The sequence below is a fragment of the Nocardia thailandica NBRC 100428 genome (assembly GCF_000308795.1).
Classification (GTDB): domain Bacteria; phylum Actinomycetota; class Actinomycetes; order Mycobacteriales; family Mycobacteriaceae; genus Nocardia; species Nocardia thailandica.
In genome coordinates this window covers 34,142-51,743 of the sequence record NZ_BAGK01000196.1, presented here as the reverse complement: position 1 = coordinate 51,743, position 17,602 = coordinate 34,142, and the positions used below count along the sequence as shown (strand labels likewise).

Annotated in this window: 20 protein-coding genes; 8 read left to right on the top strand and 12 right to left on the bottom strand. The window is 69.0% G+C overall.

The features are described from left to right. Window positions 1–220: 220 nt before the first annotated feature. Together fdxA and dapC are read left to right on the top strand one after the other, a co-directional pair. Window positions 221–544 (top strand): ferredoxin, encoded by a 324-nt coding sequence (gene fdxA, locus ON36_RS22165; protein ID WP_043656952.1) that lies wholly within the window; start codon window positions 221–223, stop codon window positions 542–544. A 7-nt stretch (window positions 545–551) separates the two neighbouring features. After that, on the top strand, window positions 552–1,667 hold the full coding sequence (gene dapC / locus ON36_RS22160) for a succinyldiaminopimelate transaminase (RefSeq protein ID WP_245558161.1): 1,116 nt from the start codon (window positions 552–554) through the stop codon (window positions 1,665–1,667). A 25-nt stretch (window positions 1,668–1,692) separates the two neighbouring features. Here the strand turns inward: dapC and ON36_RS22155 are convergent, their stop codons facing one another. Together ON36_RS22155 and ON36_RS22150 are read right to left on the bottom strand one after the other, a co-directional pair. Further along, window positions 1,693–2,412, bottom strand: a complete 720-nt coding sequence (locus ON36_RS22155) for a hypothetical protein (protein ID WP_245558160.1) — start codon at window positions 2,410–2,412, stop codon at window positions 1,693–1,695. A 100-nt stretch (window positions 2,413–2,512) separates the two neighbouring features. After that, window positions 2,513–3,364, bottom strand: coding sequence for an oxygenase MpaB family protein (locus ON36_RS22150; RefSeq protein ID WP_043656947.1), 852 nt, complete (start codon window positions 3,362–3,364; stop codon window positions 2,513–2,515). Between the two features lie 116 nt (window positions 3,365–3,480). Here ON36_RS22150 and ON36_RS22145 point away from each other — a divergent pair, with 116 nt between their 5' ends. Continuing rightward, window positions 3,481–4,914, top strand: a complete 1,434-nt coding sequence (locus tag ON36_RS22145; RefSeq protein WP_174377600.1) for an acyl-CoA synthetase — start codon at window positions 3,481–3,483, stop codon at window positions 4,912–4,914. A 23-nt stretch (window positions 4,915–4,937) separates the two neighbouring features. Beyond that, window positions 4,938–5,321, top strand: coding sequence for a PPOX class F420-dependent oxidoreductase (locus tag ON36_RS22140; protein ID WP_043656944.1), 384 nt, complete (start codon window positions 4,938–4,940; stop codon window positions 5,319–5,321). A gap of 53 nt (window positions 5,322–5,374) precedes the next feature. Here the strand turns inward: ON36_RS22140 and dapD are convergent, their stop codons facing one another. Further along, window positions 5,375–6,322, bottom strand: coding sequence for a 2,3,4,5-tetrahydropyridine-2,6-dicarboxylate N-succinyltransferase (gene dapD, locus ON36_RS22135; RefSeq protein WP_043656941.1), 948 nt, complete (start codon window positions 6,320–6,322; stop codon window positions 5,375–5,377). A gap of 167 nt (window positions 6,323–6,489) precedes the next feature. On the opposite strand from dapD, the gene dapE reads away from it, so the two are divergent. Beyond that, window positions 6,490–7,593 (top strand): succinyl-diaminopimelate desuccinylase, encoded by a 1,104-nt coding sequence (gene dapE / locus ON36_RS22130; protein ID WP_043656939.1) that lies wholly within the window; start codon window positions 6,490–6,492, stop codon window positions 7,591–7,593. Between the two features lie 129 nt (window positions 7,594–7,722). Here dapE and ON36_RS22125 read toward each other — a convergent pair whose 3' ends face one another. From ON36_RS22125 to ON36_RS36960, 9 genes are all read right to left on the bottom strand, one after another. After that, a complete protein-coding gene (locus ON36_RS22125) occupies window positions 7,723–8,109 on the bottom strand; it encodes a hypothetical protein (protein WP_043656936.1) in 387 nt (128 codons plus the stop codon). Window positions 8,110–8,127: 18 nt separating this feature from the next. Then, window positions 8,128–8,694 (bottom strand): DUF3558 domain-containing protein, encoded by a 567-nt coding sequence (locus ON36_RS22120; protein ID WP_043656933.1) that lies wholly within the window; start codon window positions 8,692–8,694, stop codon window positions 8,128–8,130. Window positions 8,695–9,414: 720 nt separating this feature from the next. Then, complete coding sequence (locus ON36_RS34970) at window positions 9,415–9,906, bottom strand: hypothetical protein (RefSeq protein ID WP_157224976.1); 492 nt, start codon at window positions 9,904–9,906, stop codon at window positions 9,415–9,417. Then, on the bottom strand, window positions 9,893–10,234 hold the full coding sequence (locus tag ON36_RS22115; protein WP_043656930.1) for a hypothetical protein: 342 nt from the start codon (window positions 10,232–10,234) through the stop codon (window positions 9,893–9,895). Before ON36_RS22115 ends, ON36_RS34970 begins: the two co-directional genes overlap by 14 nt. 55 nt (window positions 10,235–10,289) lie before the next feature. Next, window positions 10,290–10,805, bottom strand: coding sequence for a hypothetical protein (locus ON36_RS22110; RefSeq protein WP_157224975.1), 516 nt, complete (start codon window positions 10,803–10,805; stop codon window positions 10,290–10,292). A gap of 6 nt (window positions 10,806–10,811) precedes the next feature. Next, window positions 10,812–11,525 carry a hypothetical protein gene (locus ON36_RS22105; RefSeq protein ID WP_157224974.1) on the bottom strand — a complete coding sequence of 238 codons (714 nt, stop codon included), beginning with the start codon at window positions 11,523–11,525 and terminating at the stop codon, window positions 10,812–10,814. Window positions 11,526–11,540: 15 nt separating this feature from the next. After that, window positions 11,541–11,840 carry a WXG100 family type VII secretion target gene (locus ON36_RS22100; RefSeq protein ID WP_043656923.1) on the bottom strand — a complete coding sequence of 100 codons (300 nt, stop codon included), beginning with the start codon at window positions 11,838–11,840 and terminating at the stop codon, window positions 11,541–11,543. Continuing rightward, window positions 11,837–12,181 (bottom strand): WXG100 family type VII secretion target, encoded by a 345-nt coding sequence (locus ON36_RS22095; RefSeq protein ID WP_043656920.1) that lies wholly within the window; start codon window positions 12,179–12,181, stop codon window positions 11,837–11,839. Before ON36_RS22095 ends, ON36_RS22100 begins: the two co-directional genes overlap by 4 nt. 1,917 nt (window positions 12,182–14,098) lie before the next feature. After that, the gene (locus ON36_RS36960; protein ID WP_373281831.1) at window positions 14,099–14,347 is read right to left on the bottom strand and encodes a putative T7SS-secreted protein; all 249 of its coding nucleotides are present in this window, start codon (window positions 14,345–14,347) and stop codon (window positions 14,099–14,101) included. A 108-nt stretch (window positions 14,348–14,455) separates the two neighbouring features. Here ON36_RS36960 and ON36_RS22090 point away from each other — a divergent pair, with 108 nt between their 5' ends. From ON36_RS22090 to ON36_RS22080, 3 genes are read left to right on the top strand one after another with little or no spacing between them, the layout of a single operon-like run. Further along, window positions 14,456–15,259: an LOG family protein gene (locus ON36_RS22090; protein WP_043656917.1), complete on the top strand. Its 804-nt coding sequence runs from the start codon at window positions 14,456–14,458 to the stop codon at window positions 15,257–15,259. Continuing rightward, window positions 15,256–15,831 (top strand): LOG family protein, encoded by a 576-nt coding sequence (locus ON36_RS22085; protein ID WP_083885308.1) that lies wholly within the window; start codon window positions 15,256–15,258, stop codon window positions 15,829–15,831. Before ON36_RS22090 ends, ON36_RS22085 begins: the two co-directional genes overlap by 4 nt. Before the next feature lie 56 nt (window positions 15,832–15,887). After that, the gene (locus ON36_RS22080) at window positions 15,888–17,594 is read left to right on the top strand and encodes a long-chain-acyl-CoA synthetase (protein ID WP_373281830.1); all 1,707 of its coding nucleotides are present in this window, start codon (window positions 15,888–15,890) and stop codon (window positions 17,592–17,594) included. Window positions 17,595–17,602: the final 8 nt, after the last annotated feature.

Sequence of the window (17,602 nt, the reverse complement as noted above, 5' to 3'; positions counted from 1 at the left end):
ACGGAGTACGGCGCCCTCGCCGCGGCGGAGCCCGCCGCGCGGCCGGTCCGGGGCGGGTCGCGGGGGCGCTGAGCGGGCGGACCGGCCCGCCCGCGGGCGGGCCGGTCCCGCCTGGCACGGGGTGTGGTTAGGGCAGGCTGACCTGTGAGCAGGGCGGGAACCGGGATAGGGTTGACGCGGCGGAGTAACCCCGCAGTGAGGACAGACCAGGAGGGCGGCAGTGCCGTACATCATCGCTGAACCGTGCGTTGACGTGAAGGACAAGGCGTGCATCGAGGAATGCCCCGTGGACTGCATCTACGAGGGTGGCCGCATGCTCTACATCCAGCCCGACGAGTGCGTGGACTGTGGTGCCTGTGAGCCCGTCTGCCCGGTGGAAGCGATCTTCTACGAGGACGACACCCCGGATCAGTGGAGCGGTTACATCAATGCCAACGTCGACTTCTTCGACGAGCTCGGTTCGCCCGGCGGCGCGACGAAGGTGGGCAAGGTCGACTTCGACCCGCCGTTCGTGAAGGCGCTGCCCCCCATGGCCGAAGGCTGAGGACGGCGTGTCGCTGCGTGGACGGGTGAGCTCGCTGCTGCCCGATTTCCCCTGGGACACCATCGCCGCGGTCAAGGAGAAGGCCGCCACGCATCCCGGCGGCCTGGTCGACCTGTCGGTGGGAACCCCCGTCGACCCGGTGGACCCGCTGATCCGGTCGGCCCTGCAGTCCGTGGCCGAGGTGCCGGGCTATCCGACCACGCACGGCACCGCCGAGCTGCGGGCCGCCGCGGTCGCCGCGCTGGCCCGCAGGTTCGGTGTCACCGGTGTCGATCCGGCGGCGGTGCTGCCGGTGATCGGCACCAAGGAACTGATCGCCGGGCTGCCCCGCCTGCTCGGTATCGGCGCCGACGACCTGGTGGTGATCCCCGAGATCGCCTACCCCACTTACGAAGTCGGCGCGCTGCTGGCCGGGGCCAAGCCCTGGCGTGCGGACGGCCTCACCCAGATCGGCCCGCAGAATCCGGCGCTGATCTACGTGAACTCGCCGTCGAACCCGACCGGCAAGGTGCTCGGCCTCGAGCATCTGCGCAAGGTCGTCGCCTTCGCCAGGGAGCGCGGCGCGATCGTCGCCTCCGACGAGTGCTACCTGGGCCTGACCTGGGAGGGCGAGGCCTATTCGGTGCTCGACCCGCGCGTCTGCGACGGCGACCACACGGGCCTGCTGGCGATCCACTCGCTGTCCAAGACCTCGAACCTGGCGAGCTACCGCGCCGGGTTCGTCGCCGGTGACCCGGCGCTGGTCGCGGAGCTGCTCGAGGTGCGCAAGCACTCGGGCATGATGGTGCCGTTCCCGATCCAGGCCGCCATGACGGCGGCGCTCGGTGACGACACGCACGAGGCGGCCCAGCGCGAGCGCTACCGCGCCCGCCGCGAGATCCTGCGGGATGCCTTGCTGCAGGCCGGTTTCCGCATCGATCACTCCGAGGCCGGGCTGTACCTGTGGGTCACCCGGCGCGAGAGCTGCCGGGCCACCCTGGACTGGCTGGCCGAGCGCGGCATCCTCGCCGCGCCGGGCGACTTCTACGGCCCCCGGTCGCCGGAGCACGTGCGCATCGCGCTCACCGCCACCGACGAACGCGTCGCCGCGGCGGCCGAACGCCTGCGCGAGAGCCGCCCGTGATCCCCGGCGGGCCCCGGGTTCCGCCTCAGCGGTAGCCCAGGGGTCCGTCGTGGATGTCGGTGGCGGCGGTGACGACGTCGGTGGTCTGATCGTCGGGGGAGCCGTAGGTGATGGCGGCGATCGTGAAGCCGTCGCCGAAGGAGGCCGAGGCGACCTCGGCGGCGGTGCCGCGATCGGCCCAGCCCCATTTGGTGCCGCGCACGCCGGGCAGGCGGGCGGTGCCCCAGTCCTGCACCGTACCGTCGGCGGCCACCGCGCCCGCCGCGCGCATCCAGCCCAGGATCGGTGAGCCCGGGTCGGATGTCGTTGTGCCGCAGAGGAAGTCGGCGAGGTCGGCGGCGCTGGTCCACGACATGCCCCAGCTCGCGCCGCCGCTGGTCGCGGTGAGCCCGTACTCGGCGGCGACGGCGTCGATGGCCCCGGGATACTTGGCGGCCAGCTTGTCGGCGGCGGCGTCGTCGGAGTACCGGATCATCCGTTCGGCCAGCGCCCGGTCGTCCTCCGCGCCGTCGCCGTGGCGCAGCGCGTAATCGGCCAGGTAGAGCTTGGCCGTGGACAGCGCCGCCCTTGCCTCGTGCTGGTTCGCGGTGCCCCAGGAGCCGCCGAGCGGGGTGCGTGCCGCCAGTGCGGTGCGCGTGGGCACCTGGGCCGCCTCCGGCGCGCCCGCCGCCGCGCCGCCCGCCCACAGGCAGCAGCTCAGTGCCGTCGCCACCAGTCCCGCCGCGAAACCGTGTGCCCGCATCATCTCCCGACCTCCTCGCCGAACGAGGACCCATCGTCACCCGGATCACGGTTTCCGGCGAACCGAGGTTTTACCCGCGGGACACGAAAAGTGCCGCCGCCGTTCAGATCAATGGTCTACCGGTGCGGCGGCGCCATCGCGTGTCCGCGAGGGTGGCGTTGAACGGGAAGTTGCGGATCGGGCGCGGCAGGCGCCGGGAGACCGAGCCGGTGGCGCGGATCATCCGGTTGAGCCGACGCTCCTCCGCGTCGGACCAGGACAGCCCCAGCTGGTCGCGGATGTGTGGGGGCAGCATGCCGGTGGTGATCCAGCGGTGCGGCCGGGCGAAGACCGCGCGCACCGGCCGGGGCAGCATCTTCAGGTCGAGCAGGTCGTCGAAGTAGGCGGCGATGGTGGGGTCGATGCTGGTGCGGGCGAGGTTCTCGGTCCAGTAGGCGTCGAAGGCGGCACGGTCGGCGGGCCACATGCTCTCCGGAACCTGCAACGTCGTGCCGAGGCGGGCGGAGAAGGTGTAGAAGAAGTCGGCCAGGTCCTCGTCGACCGGGCCGTAGAGCCGGTTCCGGAGGTCGACCGACCCCCAGTACAGGCAGGCCGCCACCCACAGCTGCAGGTTGCGGTCGAAGGCGTTGTACTTCACCGGGCTGCTCGCCGTCGACCGGACCTGGCGGTGCGCGCCGTTGACCGCCTCGCGGAAGGCCGCGCGATCCTGCTCGTCGCCCATCATCGCCACCGACAGGTAGGTCAGCGTGGTGCGGGTGCGTTTGATCGGATGGAGCATGATGCTGCCGCTGTGCACCGTCGATTCGGCGACGCCGTGGCCGACCGGGGCCAGGCTCAGCTGCATGATCACGTTCGCCGTCGCGCCGAACAGCGCCGACGCCCCGTCGATGTAGTCGCGGACATCGAAATCGGCGGGATCGAAGTTCCGCGGCGCGGCCCGATCTGCGATGGTCATCGTCGACCTCGTTCTCGTCGTTGAGAGACTTCCACTTCTAATCTCTCATTGTGGCAGCTTCGGCGTCAACGGACGGCGGCGAAACGGTCACCGCCGCGTCCCGTTACCGTGGACCGATGTCCTACGGTTCGCCGCTGCTGCTCCGCTCCCTCGACCCGTCGGCCGTGGCCGCCGGCGACGACATCCCCGACGCGGTGACCATCGACGGGGTCACGCTTTCCCGCGGCGACCTGCTCGGCGCGGCCACCTCGGTGGCCGAGCGGGTGGCGCGGGCCGAGCGGGTGGCGGTCCTGGCCGAACCGACGGTGACGACCGTGCTGGCGGTGGTCGGCTGCCTGATCGCCGGGGTCACCGTGGTGCCGGTCCCGCCGGATTCCGGGGCGGCCGAACTCGATCACATCCTGCGGGACTCCGGGGCGCAGGCCTGGCTCGGCGTCGCGCCCGCGGGCGCCACGCTGCCGGTGATCCCCGTGCGCAGGCACGCCCGGTCCTGGCACACCTATCCCGAACCCGCCGCCGCAGCCACGGCGTTCATCCTCTACACCTCCGGCACCACCGGCGCCCCGAAGGGCGTGCTGCTCTCGCGCGGCGCCATCGCGGCGGGCTTGGACGCCCTGGCGCAGGCGTGGGCGTGGACCCGCCGTGACGTCCTCGTGCACGGCCTGCCGCTGTTCCACGTCCACGGCCTGATCCTCGGCCTGCTCGGCCCGCTGCGCGTCGGCTCGCCGCTGATCCACACCGGACGGCCGACCCCGCAGGCGTACGCCGAGGCGGGCGGCACGCTGTACTTCGGCGTGCCGACCGTGTGGTCCCGGATCGCCGAGAACCCCGAGCGGGCACGGGAACTGGGCAAGGCCCGGCTGCTGGTCTCGGGCAGCGCGCCCCTGCCGGTTCCGGTGTTCGAGCGGCTCACCGAGCTGACCGGCCTGGCGCCGGTCGAGCGCTACGGCATGAGCGAGACCATGATCACCCTGTCCACCCGCGCCGACGGGGAACGCAGGCCCGGCTGGGTCGGCGTCCCGGTCGCCGGGGTCGAGACCCGCCTGCGCGACGAGACCGGGCAGCCCGTCGCGCACGACGGGGAATCGGTGGGCGGCCTCGAGGTCCGCGGTCCGATGCTCTTCGACGGGTACCTGAACCGCCCGGAGGCGACGGCCGAGAGCTGGACCGAGGACGGCTGGTTCCGGACCGGTGACGTGGCGGTGATCGACGCCGAGGGCTTCCACCGCATCGTCGGGCGGGAATCGGTCGACCTCATCAAGTCCGGGGGCTTCCGCGTCGGCGCCGGCGAGATCGAGACCGCGCTGCTCGGTCATCCGGCCGTGGCCGAGGTCGCCGTCGTCGGCCTGCCCGACGCGGACCTCGGCCAGCGCATCACCGCCTTCGTCGTCCCGCGCGGCGAGGCGGCCGCCGACCTGCCCGAGCGGCTGATCGACCATGTCGCGCACCAGCTCTCGGCGCACAAGCGGCCGCGCGAGGTCCGCCTGGTCGAGACGCTGCCGCGCAATGCCATGGGCAAGGTGCAGAAGAAGCTCTTGACCTCGAGCTGACTCGAGGTTCTACCGTCGGGGCCATGAACGAACTGCTGACCCCGGCGCACCGCGCCTACCTCGCGGGCCGGAAGCTGGGCCGACTGGCCACCGTGCGCCCCGACGGCACGCCGCAGAACAACCCGGTCGGCTTCCGCTACAACCCCGACCTGGGCACCATCGACATCGCGGGCTGGAACATGGCCGCGTCCAAGAAGTTCCGCAACCTGGCGGGCAACCCGCACGTGGCCTTCGTGGTGGACGACGTCGCCGGTGTGCGGCCGTGGCGGGTCCGCTGCCTGGAGATCCGCGGCACCGCCGAGGCGCTGACCGGCGTCGCCTCCTACATCTCCGACGAACCCGACGCGCTCATCCGCATCCACCCCGAGCGCGTCATCGCCTTCGGGCTCGACGACGCGGCGGCCTGACCGACGTGCGGGCCCCGGACGGATCCGTCCGGGGCCCCGCCCGTCGCGCCGGATCAGTCGTTGGCGTGCAGCGCGGCGTTCAGCTCGATGCCGGTGCCCTTGCGGTCCACGACCTGGACCGCGCCCGTGGTGGAGTTGCGGCGGAACAGCAGGTTGGGCCTGCCGCTGAGCTCGACGGCCTTGACCACGGTGCCGTCCGGGGTGGTCACCTTGGTGCCCTCGGTGACGTAGAGGCCCGCCTCGACGACGCAGTCGTCGCCGAGCGGGAAACCCAGCCCCGAGTTGGCGCCGAGCAGCGAACGCTCGCCGACCGCGATGACCTGCTTGCCGCCTCCCGACAGGGTGCCCATGGTGGAGGCGCCGCCGCCGATGTCGGAGCCGTCGCCGACGACGACACCCGCCGAGATCCGGCCCTCCACCATGGAGTTGCCCAGGGTGCCCGCGTTGAAGTTGACGAAGCCCTCGTGCATGACCGTGGTGCCCGCGGCCAGGTGCGCGCCGAGGCGGACGCGGTCGGCGTCGCCGATGCGCACCCCGGTCGGCACGACGTAGTCCACCATGCGGGGGAACTTGTCGATGCTGTAGACGGTGACCGGGCCGCGCGCCTTCAGCCGCAGCCGGGTCCGCTCGAAACCCTCCACCGGGCACGGGCCGTGATTGGTCCACACGACGTTGCTGAGCAGGCCGAACTGGCCGTCCAGGCTCAGGCCGTGCGGGGCGACGAGGCGGTGCGAGAGCAGGTGCAGCCGCAGGTAGACGTCGTGCGCGTCCACCGGCGCCGCCGACAGGTCGGCGATGGTCGTGCGCACTGCGACGACCTCGACCCCGCGGGCCTCGTCCTTGCCCAGCAGCGCGGCGTAGTCGGCGGGCGCCTCGGCCAGGACCTGGGTGCCGGTCTCGGCGAACTCGCCCAGCTCGGGCGCCGGGTACCAGGTGTCGAGGACGGTGCCGTCCGTGGTCACGGTGGCAATGCCGAGTGCAGATGCGCCCTGAGAAGTCATGGGGGAGAGTTTATGGGGCGCGCCGATCCGGGTGTGTTCGCAGCCCCGCCGATGTGACTGCCGCCTCCCCGCCGTCCCCGGACGCGGCGGCGCCGGAATCGGCCCGCTGACCTGCGCCACACCCGTGCTCGCCGACCCCGGACGGTGAGCGCTCATAAACTACACGGATGACTCTCGATCTGCGTGCCGACCCCGTCCAGCTCACCGCCGCCCTCGTCGACGTCCCCAGCGTCTCCCGGGACGAGGCGAAGATCGCCGACCTGGTCGAGGAGGCGCTGCGCGCGCAGACCACGGGATTCGAGATCCTGCGCCACGGCAACGTCGTGCTGGCCCGCTCGCAGCGCGGCCTGCCGACCCGGGTCGTGCTGGCCGGGCACCTCGACACCGTGCCGATCGCGGAGAACGTGCCGAGCCGGCCCGACGAGGTGGACGGCGAGCCGGTGCTGTTCGGCTGCGGCACCGTGGACATGAAGTCCGGCGACGCGGTCTTCCTGCACCTGGCGGCCACCATCGCCGACCCCGTCTGCGACCTGACGCTGATCTTCTACGACGGCGAGGAGATCGCCGCCGAGTTCAACGGCCTCGGCAAGGTGGAACGCGAACTCCCCGAATGGCTCGACGGCGACCTGGCCATCCTGGGCGAGCCGTCCGGCGGCTGGATCGAGGCGGGCTGCCAGGGCACCCTGCGGGTGCGCCTGACCACCAGCGGCGTGCGCGCCCACTCCGCGCGGGCCTGGCTGGGGGAGAACGCGATCCACGGCCTGGCGCCGGTCCTGGAACGGCTCGCCGGCTACACCGCCCGCGAGGTCGACATCGACGGCTGCGTCTACCGCGAGGGCCTGTCGGCGGTCCGGGTCTCCGGCGGCGTGGCGGGCAACGTCGTGCCCGATGTCGCCGAGGTCGACGTCAACTTCCGCTTCGCCCCCGACCGCTCCGTGCCGGAGGCGATCGCCCACGTCCGCGAGGTCTTCGACGGGCTCGACGTCGGTTTCGAGGTCACCGACTCCTCGCCGGGCGCCCTGCCCGGCCTCACCGCCCCGGCCGCCCGCACCCTCATCGACTCGGTCAACGCCCACGGCGGCGGCGGGGTCCGCGCCAAGTACGGCTGGACCGACGTCTCCCGCTTCGCCGCCCGCGGCATCCCCGCCGTCAACTTCGGCCCCGGCGACCCCAACCTCGCCCACAAGCGCGACGAACACGTCCCCCTCGCTCAGATCACCGCCGTCACCGCCATGCTGCGCACGTATCTGACCGGAGGAGGAAGGGGCTAGCGGTCGCGCGGAGCGAGGGCATCCGAGCGACGATCGGGACAGCCCGGCGCGGGACCGCCGAGGTCGGCGGGGTGAGTGGTGAATGTATCGGGTTCTGCGAGAAGGGAGTCGATCCACCGAGGGACCCCGTCAGATGCCCTCCCCGTTCGCGCCGAGGGCGCCCGCGGTCTGCTGGTCGACGGCCTGGAGCTTGCCGATGGCGGCCAGGAAAGTGTCCCGCTGGTCGCGGGCGATGGAGATGTGCTGGTCCAGGCGTTTGGTGGCGGAGTCGCCGGCATCTCCACCCGCGACGGCCTTCTTCTCGAACTTCTGCTGGATGGCCTTGGCAGACGGCAGGCCGCCCCAGCCGGATAGGTATTGCAGACGCCCGGCCTCGACCTTCTGAGCTTCGAGGTCGGTGATGTACTGGCTGACCACGCCGGCGATCGCCTGGCCGAGGTCCTCCTCGATCTTGAACTGGCCATTGATGGCTTGCTGTTTCATGTTCCGCCAGTAAGCGGCTTGATCCTCGGTCATGTCGTGTCCCCCGGTGGCTTACTTCGGCAGGTTCGGTTCGAGTGCCTCCGCGTATTTCGCGGCCATGTCGCACAGGTCGCCCACCCGGCGGCCTTCAGAACTGGTCCACACGACGTCGACGTTGAACATGCCCTGCTCCGCTTCGAACGCGGCGTAGCAACTGTCGGGAACGGCCTTGTCGCGGTAGATCAGCCCTGGCCGGGAGTTCACGCGCACTTCGCGGATGTCGGTCAGGCTCTCTTTCGCGCGCGCCTCGTCGAGGGTGTGACTCGTCGAGTAGACCCCGACGCTGCGGCGGCCGGATCCGTACCGGTCGTCAAGCGGTTGCCAGCTGCACACACGCCAAGTCGAAACGCCCGTCGGCGGATCGGTGGTGATCCGCTTCGTCGCCGGATCCAACCCCGCCCCCCGCAGCGCGTCGTCGGACAACGCCCCCCGGCACGGGTTGAACACCTCGATCTTGTCCAGGTCGCGCACGGTCGTGGTCGGCCCGGCCGATCCGTCCGTGGTGGTCCCGCACCCGGCGAGCACGGCCGCCCCGACCGCGGCGCAGACCGCCACCCGCCTCACCGCATCGCTTCGCACAGCACTCCCTACCTGGTCGAACCCGAACAGCTCCCGCCCTACAGAGGTTGGACGCGTCCCGGCCCCGATCGGTTCCCTCCGGATCGTGACGGGTTCCCATCAAACCACGGCACGGCCCTGAGGTCGGGACCGCAGTGTGCGGAGTTCACGGGCTGCGGTGGGATCTTCACCATCCGGCGTAGGGGCGTCCCGTACCGGCAATCACTCACGATCTCCTGGGTCTTCGTCCGAGCGAGAGCCTGCTCGACGCGAGTGCGGACCTTGCGGTCTGACTTGTTGTGGGCCTGTTTCCCCTCCGGCAGCTCGCCACCGGGTGACCGGCGGTGCGGGACGACCAGCCGGTGCCCTGGCAGCCGCCGCCCACGATCAACACCGCATCGCGCGGGGCCGTGCCCGGGGCATAGCGCCAATGCCGGTCCCAGGTCCTCGATCACCCGGACCGTCGTCGTCTTCGAGACGCCGAACACCGCCGCGAACTGCGGCATGAGACCGGTCCTCCAACACGCAGCCGACGATGCGATACCCATTGCCGCTCGCGACATAGAGCCCCTCACGAGAGCGGCCAGGTAGCGATGAGGTTCGTTGTCGTGCAGGGTTTTTCGCTGTGTGGGCGCCGACGGTCGTGGATGATGAACTCTGGGTGGTCGTCGAGCCGCTACTGCCGGAGAAACCAGCAGGGCGCCGGTCCCAGCCCAGCACGAACCGAGGTGGGAGTGTGGTTCAACCAGTTCCGCAGGTGACGTGAATGCTGTACGCCGCACTGGTGCCAGCACGCAGCTCGGAAATCTGCTCGGACGTCAACTCTGCCTCGTATTCTGGGGATTGGATTTCGTGCCACATCGTGACCCTGCATCCGTTCAGGAATTTCCCTTCCGCAATGAGGTCCCTCTGTGCCGGAATCCCCTTCGGTTGCACGGGCGGCGAACCATACTTGACACCTGCCGCTGGTTCGATGGTCAACCCGTCGCCGGTGACGTTTTGGAGTACGTTCGGCGTAGCCGGTCCGATGAAGTATCCCCTGGACCACGTGTCCCCCTCCATGCGTCCGTTGCGTTCAACTGCCTTGCTGTAGTCGCGAACATTGATACTGCGGAGTGCGGTCAGTGCCTCGTGAGGTGCCCCGCATCCGGCGTCGGCAAGCGCCACCGCGGCCAGTAGCGTGACAACGAGCGATACCCGCCTCCGCCGGGTCTGTGAATCAGCAGCAGACATACAGTTTGTCCATGAGGTTCTTTGCGCGACCATACGACTGGTTGCTCATCTCGATGTAGCTCTGGGCCTTCGGTCCGAAGTCGTTGGCGTCCTTGTAGTCACCGAACATGCCCTCGGCGTTGTATCCCGCTGCCATGAACTCATTGATGGAGTACTTCTCACGGAACTCGTCAGAAAACTGCGGCGCCCACGTGTCCTGGATGTATCGGAGATTCCATGCCGCCGCCTTCACCGCCAGGTCATGATTGGCGGCCAGGTGCTTCCATTCGACGTCCTTGAACTCGTCGGGATACCTCTCCTTTACGGCATTGAAGGTCGTCTCCTTCATGTTGGTCAGTCCGATCGAATTGCCGACGCCTTCATCCCATTCGGACCGCAGGTCGCTACCCTCGAGCCGGATGACGTCCCAGACACTGCCCTCCCGATCCCAGCGGACCCAGATTCTTGTCGGCGCCCTCGTTGAGCACGATAGCCATCACCAACCGAGGATCCACTCCGGCGGCGTTGCCGTAATTGACAGCGGCTTCCAGCCATGGCTTTTCACGCTGATCGATCTTCGCCATCTCCTCCTCCCAGTTCGACTTCAGGGTGCACTTCACGGGAGCCTCTTTCCAGGAGTCGAGGTTGGCGAGTGAGTCGGTCTGGAGCTGCGCCAGTTCGTTCAGCCTGCTCCGAATATCCATGCCGTCCATGCCCGGGAATACCGGGTTGGCGATCACGGCATACAAGGCATGCCCGGTGACGGCGGCGCACAGACTCTGCCCGCCGGTGGTGACCATCTCGGCCGTGGCGTCACCGCTGTAGGAAATCGTGACGGCATCGGCTACGGATCCCGCGGAAACTGCAAGGTCCGGGAACGCACCTGGTGCGGCAGCTGCCATCTGGGCGCGGTAGTTCACAAGCTCCTACTGGTGGGGCTGGATCCCCGACGCGAAACCTGCAGCCGCGGCGCCGATCCCGTCAGCACCCTTGCGGAGGGTCTCGAGCATCTCTAGAAGGGTGGGCTTGTCTGGCGTGTCGGTCGCATCGAACGATGCTGCGACGCTCTGAATCCTCGCCGCAGCACCCGTGATCGCCGCATTGGTCGCCACCGCGCGCCAACCGGCGACCCCGATCTCCAGTTTCGTGGTGTTGCCTTTCGGGATCTCGGTTCCGCCGGCCTTGATAGCCGATCGCAGCGCGTCCTGCATATCTCTCGGATCGGTAGTCAATCCGCTGTCCGGCGTCGTGTAGGGAGCCGGTTCCGGATCTGGGACCGAGATGCTGGACTTATCGAATGGCGACCAGGACCCGTTGACCGGTGCCTGGGGTTCGTGCCCCTGCGTCCCCTTCCGGTTGCTGTTGAAGTTGGCCAGGTCCCAGTGGTATCCGACCATATTGAGGATGTCGCCCATCGTGCGCGTTGCCGATACGAAGGAGACGACGGTCTGCACGAAGCTCTCCGAGTATTCGCGATAGGCGTTGAGCCACGGTCTGACCGCGGCATAGTTGCCAGCCATTCCCGCAGTATCGAACAGACCCGGATTGAGATTCTGACCAGCCACTGCCGCGACATCATTCGAGATACTGTGAACAGCTTTGGCAGCCGCGTAGTACGTCGCTGGATCGACGGTAACCACCCGAAGTCCCCCTAGCTATCTTCCCTGCAGCAATCTGCGGTTGCGTTCGATTGCGCCCGTGTATTCGTCGTGCGCGGTCCGTGCAGCCTTGCTGATGTCGCTGATTCCTTCGGCCAGATCACGAGCACCTGCCACCCATTGCTGGTGAGCTTCGGAGTACGCCTGGCTAGCGACACCGCTCCACTCGGTGCCCGCCAGGGTGGCAACCTTGTCGTCGATCTCGTCCAAGTGCTCGGAGATGAAGCCCGCCAGGCCGGAGAGCCTACTCACAATCCGGTCGAGTTCGTCGAGCTCGACGGAGAATCCGGACCTCACGGCAGATCCAGCGATAAGGCACCCGCGAATTCGCTTGCGCGACTTTCATCCTGCACGCTGAACGTATCCGCGGTAACGCCGAGCTTCTCGGCCATCCCGGTAAGGGCAGCGATTATCTGTGCGCTACCTGTGCGAATATCGTTCCAGCCGTCGGCGAATGCATCGGCAGCATGCCCGGTCCAGCTGGCTCTGGTCAGCGCATCGACATCCGAGGCGGCCGAATCCACGGCATCGCGTAGTGTTTCCGCGAGGCCGTAAACGAAGTTGCCGACCGTGCGAACCTCCTCAGGTACGACCGTCACGCTCTGGTCTGTGCCTGGTATCCCCCCGGGTTCAGTCATGGGAACGAGGATACCGGTCCCCGGACTGAGGTAGCGACCTGAGCCAGAGCCTGCAGCGGACCGTCCCGCTGACACGGCCTGAGCCGAACCTGAACCCGGAAAGCTGAACAGACCAGCGGCCACCCACACCCAAACCCACCCGTCAACCTGAAATGGCGCCTGAACCGGCTTCCACCCGTCGCGAATGCGCGTCGTGGATCGAGATCAAGGCAGGTGGGGCCGCTGATTGGAAGTGTCAGCCTGGTCACCGGAGTGCACGCGGCGCGGTTGAGCTACGCGCGCCGGCGCTGGCGGAATTGGTCGAACGCGATCACGGCAGCACCCTCTGCAGCCGGGGAGAGTTGTGCTGATGGGTCTTCGCCGACCGGGCCGGTGCCGGGCGTTGTCCGGTGAGGACGTCTCCGATGAGGACTTGGGGCCACTTCAGTGAAGGGGGTCGAGCATGGTAGCGGTGATGGTGCCGTAGCAGTGCTCGACGCAGCGTGATACCAGGCGGGGCCGTTCGGGTTCGTGGGCGTCCCAACCAGGTTCGGTTTGCTCCATGTGTGGCTGGTGTCGGGATTCACGCGGGTGTAGAGCTGGCGGCGCAGCATCTGATAGCGACGCTCGTCGATCTGATTCGAGGTGGCGAGGTCGTGGATGAGCGCGCCGAACGAGATGCCCACTTCAGTTTCAGTGGAACCAGATTCATCAGCGACGGCATCTTCGGCACCTCACCGGCGATAGCTAGGCCATGCACACCACGATGCTAGCCCACTGCCACCGCGCGGGATTGATCGATTTCGACCGCGTCATCCCCGACGGCTCGCATGTGCGGGCCAAAATGGGGGCGGTACTGGTCCCGGCCCGGTCGACCGCCGCAAGGCCGGAGCGAAGCACCACATCCTGACTTGCGGCAACGGGCGCTAGCTCGCAATCCTGCAATCAGCGGCCAACATCAATGACAATCTCGTGCTGCCCGGACGGCTCGATCGAGTACGGCCGCCACGAGGACGCACCGGCCGAACCCGTGAGAAGGTACGACCCTGATCACGGACAAGGCCCTGGGGTCACGCCGAACTCGAGCAATGACGGATCGCCGGCTTCATTCCCCACCGCGGTACCCGCGACAAGGTGACCGCAGGCCACTGGATCGTCGAGCAAACCCTGGCCGTACTGCACCAATACCGGCACCTGGCCATCCGCTGGGATCACCCGCACCGACATCCACCAGGGTTTCCTCGACCTTGCTGCGGCGCTCGTCTGCTGACGACTATTCAGCAATCGAATCCGACCCAGCGTGCAGCCGCAGTCGGGCGGGTGTCGGCCCAGTGGCGGCTGGTGGTGTATTGGGTTCGACCTTCGCACCGGCCGGATTCGGTTTGCTGTCACAAGGTTTGGTTGCGCGTGACGTTTCGGCTGATTTCGGCACGGCATCAGCGGGTTTGGGTGCGGTGGTGCTCGCTGGAGAGATGGGCGCAGGTCGCGGGCGCGCGCTACCGGCGTCCTCGACCAGGTTGCGGCCGGCCCGGCCGAGCGCGGCGGCGTCGCCGGCCTTGTCCAGGGCGGACGCTCTGAGTTCTGCCGAGCCGGCTCCGCCGGTCGCGACAGTGGTGAGCAGGTCGCCGGTCAGTGAGGTCAGCAGGCCTGCGGTGAAGTTGAGCTTCGCGTGTTCGAGGGTTGCGTTGGCATCGATGATGTTTGTGCCTCACCGTGACAGGACTGGGTGGCTCGGTCAGTGCGATGTCGGTAGCCGCGCTGATCGCGGCGGCAGCGGTGGTTGCGGCGTTGTCACGTTGGGTCGGGCGTCCCGCAGGTTCGCGCGAGCCTGATCGCGCAGGACGGTCCACGTGTCGGTGAGGTTCTTGCCTCTGCGGTCGTCATCGGACTTGGTGCTCCGCTCGTTGCGCCGGCTGTTCTCCTCGGTGTCGGCTTCTTTCACTTCGCGATCGCTTCGGCGGCCTTCGTCTGGGCGGCGGTGACGTCGTGGAAACAGCTGCCCAGCGCGGCTTTGGTCCTGGACATCGCGTCGGCGCCGTCCCGCCACAAAGTGGTCTGTTTCGCGATTTCGTCGTCGATTGCCTCCGCGGCGGATCCGGTCCAGTCGGCGGCGTCGATCTTGGGTAGTGCGTCACCGGTCTGCTCGATCGAGGTTCCGATCTTGCCGAGGTGTTCGGCGTGCGGAATCTGCCTCGATCGTGTCCATCGAATCCCCTCCCCAGGGTACCGCTACCGGATCGGCCGGATGCGGTGACTGCGCTCGAGCCGATCGGCCCTCACGCTAGTGTCGGACGCATGTCCGCTGAGGGTGAGGAAGTAGGAAGCAAGCACAAGTCCACCGCGAAGTTCCGGGGGCCGGTGATGTTCCGGCGGGACCGGAAGCCCGGCGTCCGGACGGCGGACCGCAATCTGCTGGACCAGCGCGGGGACAGCGACTGGGTGCACACCGATCCGTGGCGGGTGCTGCGGATCCAGGCCGAATTCGTCGAGGGGTTCGGGGCGCTGGCCGAGGTGCCGCGCGCGGTCACCGTCTTCGGCTCGGCGCGCACGCCGCACGACCACCCGGAGTACGCGGCGGGGCAATCGATCGGGCAGGCGCTGGCCGCCGCCGGGTTCGCCGTCATCACCGGCGGCGGGCCGGGCGCGATGGAGGCCGCCAACCGGGGCGCCAGCGAGGCGGGCGGCTACTCGATCGGGCTCGGCATCGAGCTGCCGTTCGAGCAGAGCCTCAACGACTGGGTCGACCTCGGGATCAACTTCCGCTACTTCTTCGTCCGCAAGACGATGTTCGTCAAGTACTCGCAGGCCTTCGTCTGCCTGCCCGGCGGCTTCGGCACCCTCGACGAGCTGTTCGAGGCCCTGACCCTGGTGCAGACCCGCAAGATCACCCGGTTCCCGATCATCCTGTTCGGCAGCCGGTACTGGACCGGCCTGGTCACCTGGATCCGCGAGACGATGGAGGCCTCGGGCAAGATCTCGCCCGGCGACCTGGACCTGATCCGGGTCACCGACAGCGTCGAGGAGGTCGTGCAGATCATCCGCAACGCGGCGGGCGACCGCGACAACATCGAACGGCTCGGCACGGAGGACCAGTGGTGAGCCCGGCGCCCTTCGCGGTCTGCGTGTACTGCTCGGCCAGCACCGGCGACCCCGACCTGATCGGGCTGGCCGCCCGCACGGGCACCGAGATCGCCCGCCGCGGTTGGCAACTGGTCTCCGGCGGTGGGCACGTGTCGATGATGGGCGCGGTCGCCACCGCCGCCCGCGCGGGCGGCGCGCACACGGTCGGGGTCATCCCCAAGCATCTGGTGCACCGCGAGGTCGCCGACGTCGAGGCCGACGACCTGGTCGTCACCGACACCATGCGCGAACGCAAACGCGAGATGGAGGCGCGGGCGGGCGCCTTCCTCACCCTGCCGGGCGGCATCGGCACGATGGAGGAGCTGTTCGAGACCTGGACCGGCGGCTACCTCGGCGAACATGCGAAAACCGTTGTGCTGCTGAACCACGGCGGTTTCTACGACGGTCTGCTGTCCTGGCTCGACGAGCTGGCCGCCCGCAGAATGGTGGCACCCGAGGCGCGCGAGCGGCTCGTCGTGGTACCCGACCTCACCGCCGCCTTCGCGGCGCTCGAAGCCGCCGCGCGCAATCCCCGAGGAGCAACACCGTGAGCAACGACGCCCGCAACACCGTGAGCCTGATCGATCTGGCCAAGGCGCTGCCCGGCATGGCACTGGACGCGCCCGGCATGCTGCGCAACGCGCGCGGCATGCTCGTCGGGCCCAAGGACAAGGCGTCGGTCGGCCTGTACTTCCAGCGGGTCGCCCACAAGCACCCCGACCGGCTCTTCCTGCGGTTCGAGGGCCGCTCCTTCACCTACCGCGAGGCCAACAGCCTGGTCAACCGCTACGCCGCCGTGCTCAGCGCCCGCGGCGTCACGCGCGGCGACGTGGTCGGCGTGCTCATGACCAACCGGCCCGAGACCCTGTTCACCACCCTGGCGATCCTCAAGCTCGGCGCGACCGCGGGCCTGCTCAACCATCACCAGCGCGACGAGGTGCTCGCGCACAGCTTCGGGCTGCTCGACAGCGTGGTCGACGTGGTCGGCGAGGAATGCGCCGACGCGCTCGACTCGCTCCCGGAACCCAACGGCAAGGTCCTGCCCGCGGCCGAGCTGGAGGAGGCCGCGCGCTTCGCCCCCGACACCGATCCGGAGGTGTGCGCGCGGGTCACCGCGGGCGAACGCGCCTTCCTGATCTTCACCTCCGGCACCACCGGCCTGCCCAAGGCCAGCGTCATGACCCACCACCGCTGGACCAAGAGCATGGCGGGCCTCGGCGGTCTCGGTATCCGGCTGCGCGGCGACGACACCATGTACTGCTGCCTGCCGCTCTACCACAACAACGCGCTCACGGTCGCGCTGTCGGCGGTGCTGTCCGGGGAGGCCACCTACGCGCTGGGCCGCAAGTTCTCCGCCTCCGGGTTCTGGGACGAGGTCATCCGGGAGGAGGCCACCGCCTTCATCTACATCGGCGAGCTGTGCCGCTACCTGCTCAACCAGCCCGCGCGGCCGGTGGAGAAGGAGCACCGGGTGCGGCTGGCCGTCGGCAACGGGCTGCGGCCCGAGCTGTGGGACGAGTTCCGTTCCCGCTTCGGCATCCGGCGCATCGTGGAGTTCTACGGGTCGAGCGAGGCGCCCGTTGCCTTCGTCAACGCCTTCGGGATGGACCGCACCGCCGGGTTCGGCCCGCTGCCGTACGCGATCGTGGAGTACGACGAGGAGACCGGCAAGCCGCGCCGCGGCGCGGACGGCAAGCTGCGGCGGGTGAAGTCCGGCGGGGTCGGCCTGCTGCTGGCCAAGGTCAACAACCGTCAGCCCTTCGACGGCTACACCGACCGCGGCGCCTCGGAGGCCAAGCTGGTCCGCGACGCCTTCAAGAAGGGCGACGCCTGGTTCGACTCCGGTGACCTCGTCCGGGACCAGCGGTTCTGGCACATCGCCTTCGTCGACCGGCTCGGCGACACCTTCCGCTGGAAGGGCGAGAACGTGGCGACCACCGAGGTCGAGGGCGCGCTGGGCAACGACCCCGACATCGACCAGGCCGTGGTCTACGGCGTCGACATCCCCGGCACCGACGGCAAGGCGGGCATGGCCGCGGTCACCCTGCACGAGGGCGCCACCTTCGACGGGCGGCGCCTGGCCGCCGTGGCCTACGAGCGGCTGCCGTTCTACGCGGTGCCGCTGTTCGTGCGGGTCGTGGCCGAGCTGGAACAGACCTCGACGTTCAAGAGCCGCAAGGTCGAGCTGCGCAAACAGGGCTACCAGCCCGACGCCGACTCCCGGCTCTACGTCCTCGCCGGGCGCGAGGAGGGGTACGTGCCCGCCTACGAGGGGTACGCCGCCGACGTCGCCGCGGGCCGCGCTCCGCGCTGAGGCGCCCA

Excerpts from the sequence above, each read along its gene's own strand:
- ON36_RS22150 (WP_043656947.1), bottom strand. The coding sequence starts at position 3,364 with ATGACCATCGCAGATCGGGCCGCGCCGCGGAACTTCGATCCCGCCGAT.
- ON36_RS22125 (WP_043656936.1), bottom strand. The coding sequence starts at position 8,109 with ATGACCGAGGATCAAGCCGCTTACTGGCGGAACATGAAACAGCAAGCC.
- ON36_RS22140 (WP_043656944.1), top strand. The coding sequence starts at position 4,938 with ATGAACGAACTGCTGACCCCGGCGCACCGCGCCTACCTCGCGGGCCGG.
- ON36_RS22095 (WP_043656920.1), bottom strand. The coding sequence starts at position 12,181 with ATGACTGAACCCGGGGGGATACCAGGCACAGACCAGAGCGTGACGGTC.
- ON36_RS22115 (WP_043656930.1), bottom strand. The coding sequence starts at position 10,234 with ATGAAGGAGACGACCTTCAATGCCGTAAAGGAGAGGTATCCCGACGAG.
- ON36_RS22080 (WP_373281830.1), top strand. The coding sequence starts at position 15,888 with ATGGCACTGGACGCGCCCGGCATGCTGCGCAACGCGCGCGGCATGCTC.
- ON36_RS22145 (WP_174377600.1), top strand. The coding sequence starts at position 3,481 with ATGTCCTACGGTTCGCCGCTGCTGCTCCGCTCCCTCGACCCGTCGGCC.
- ON36_RS22090 (WP_043656917.1), top strand. The coding sequence starts at position 14,456 with ATGTCCGCTGAGGGTGAGGAAGTAGGAAGCAAGCACAAGTCCACCGCG.
- dapD (WP_043656941.1), bottom strand. The coding sequence starts at position 6,322 with ATGACTTCTCAGGGCGCATCTGCACTCGGCATTGCCACCGTGACCACG.
- dapE (WP_043656939.1), top strand. The coding sequence starts at position 6,490 with ATGACTCTCGATCTGCGTGCCGACCCCGTCCAGCTCACCGCCGCCCTC.
- ON36_RS34970 (WP_157224976.1), bottom strand. The coding sequence starts at position 9,906 with ATGTCTGCTGCTGATTCACAGACCCGGCGGAGGCGGGTATCGCTCGTT.
- ON36_RS22155 (WP_245558160.1), bottom strand. The coding sequence starts at position 2,412 with ATGATGCGGGCACACGGTTTCGCGGCGGGACTGGTGGCGACGGCACTG.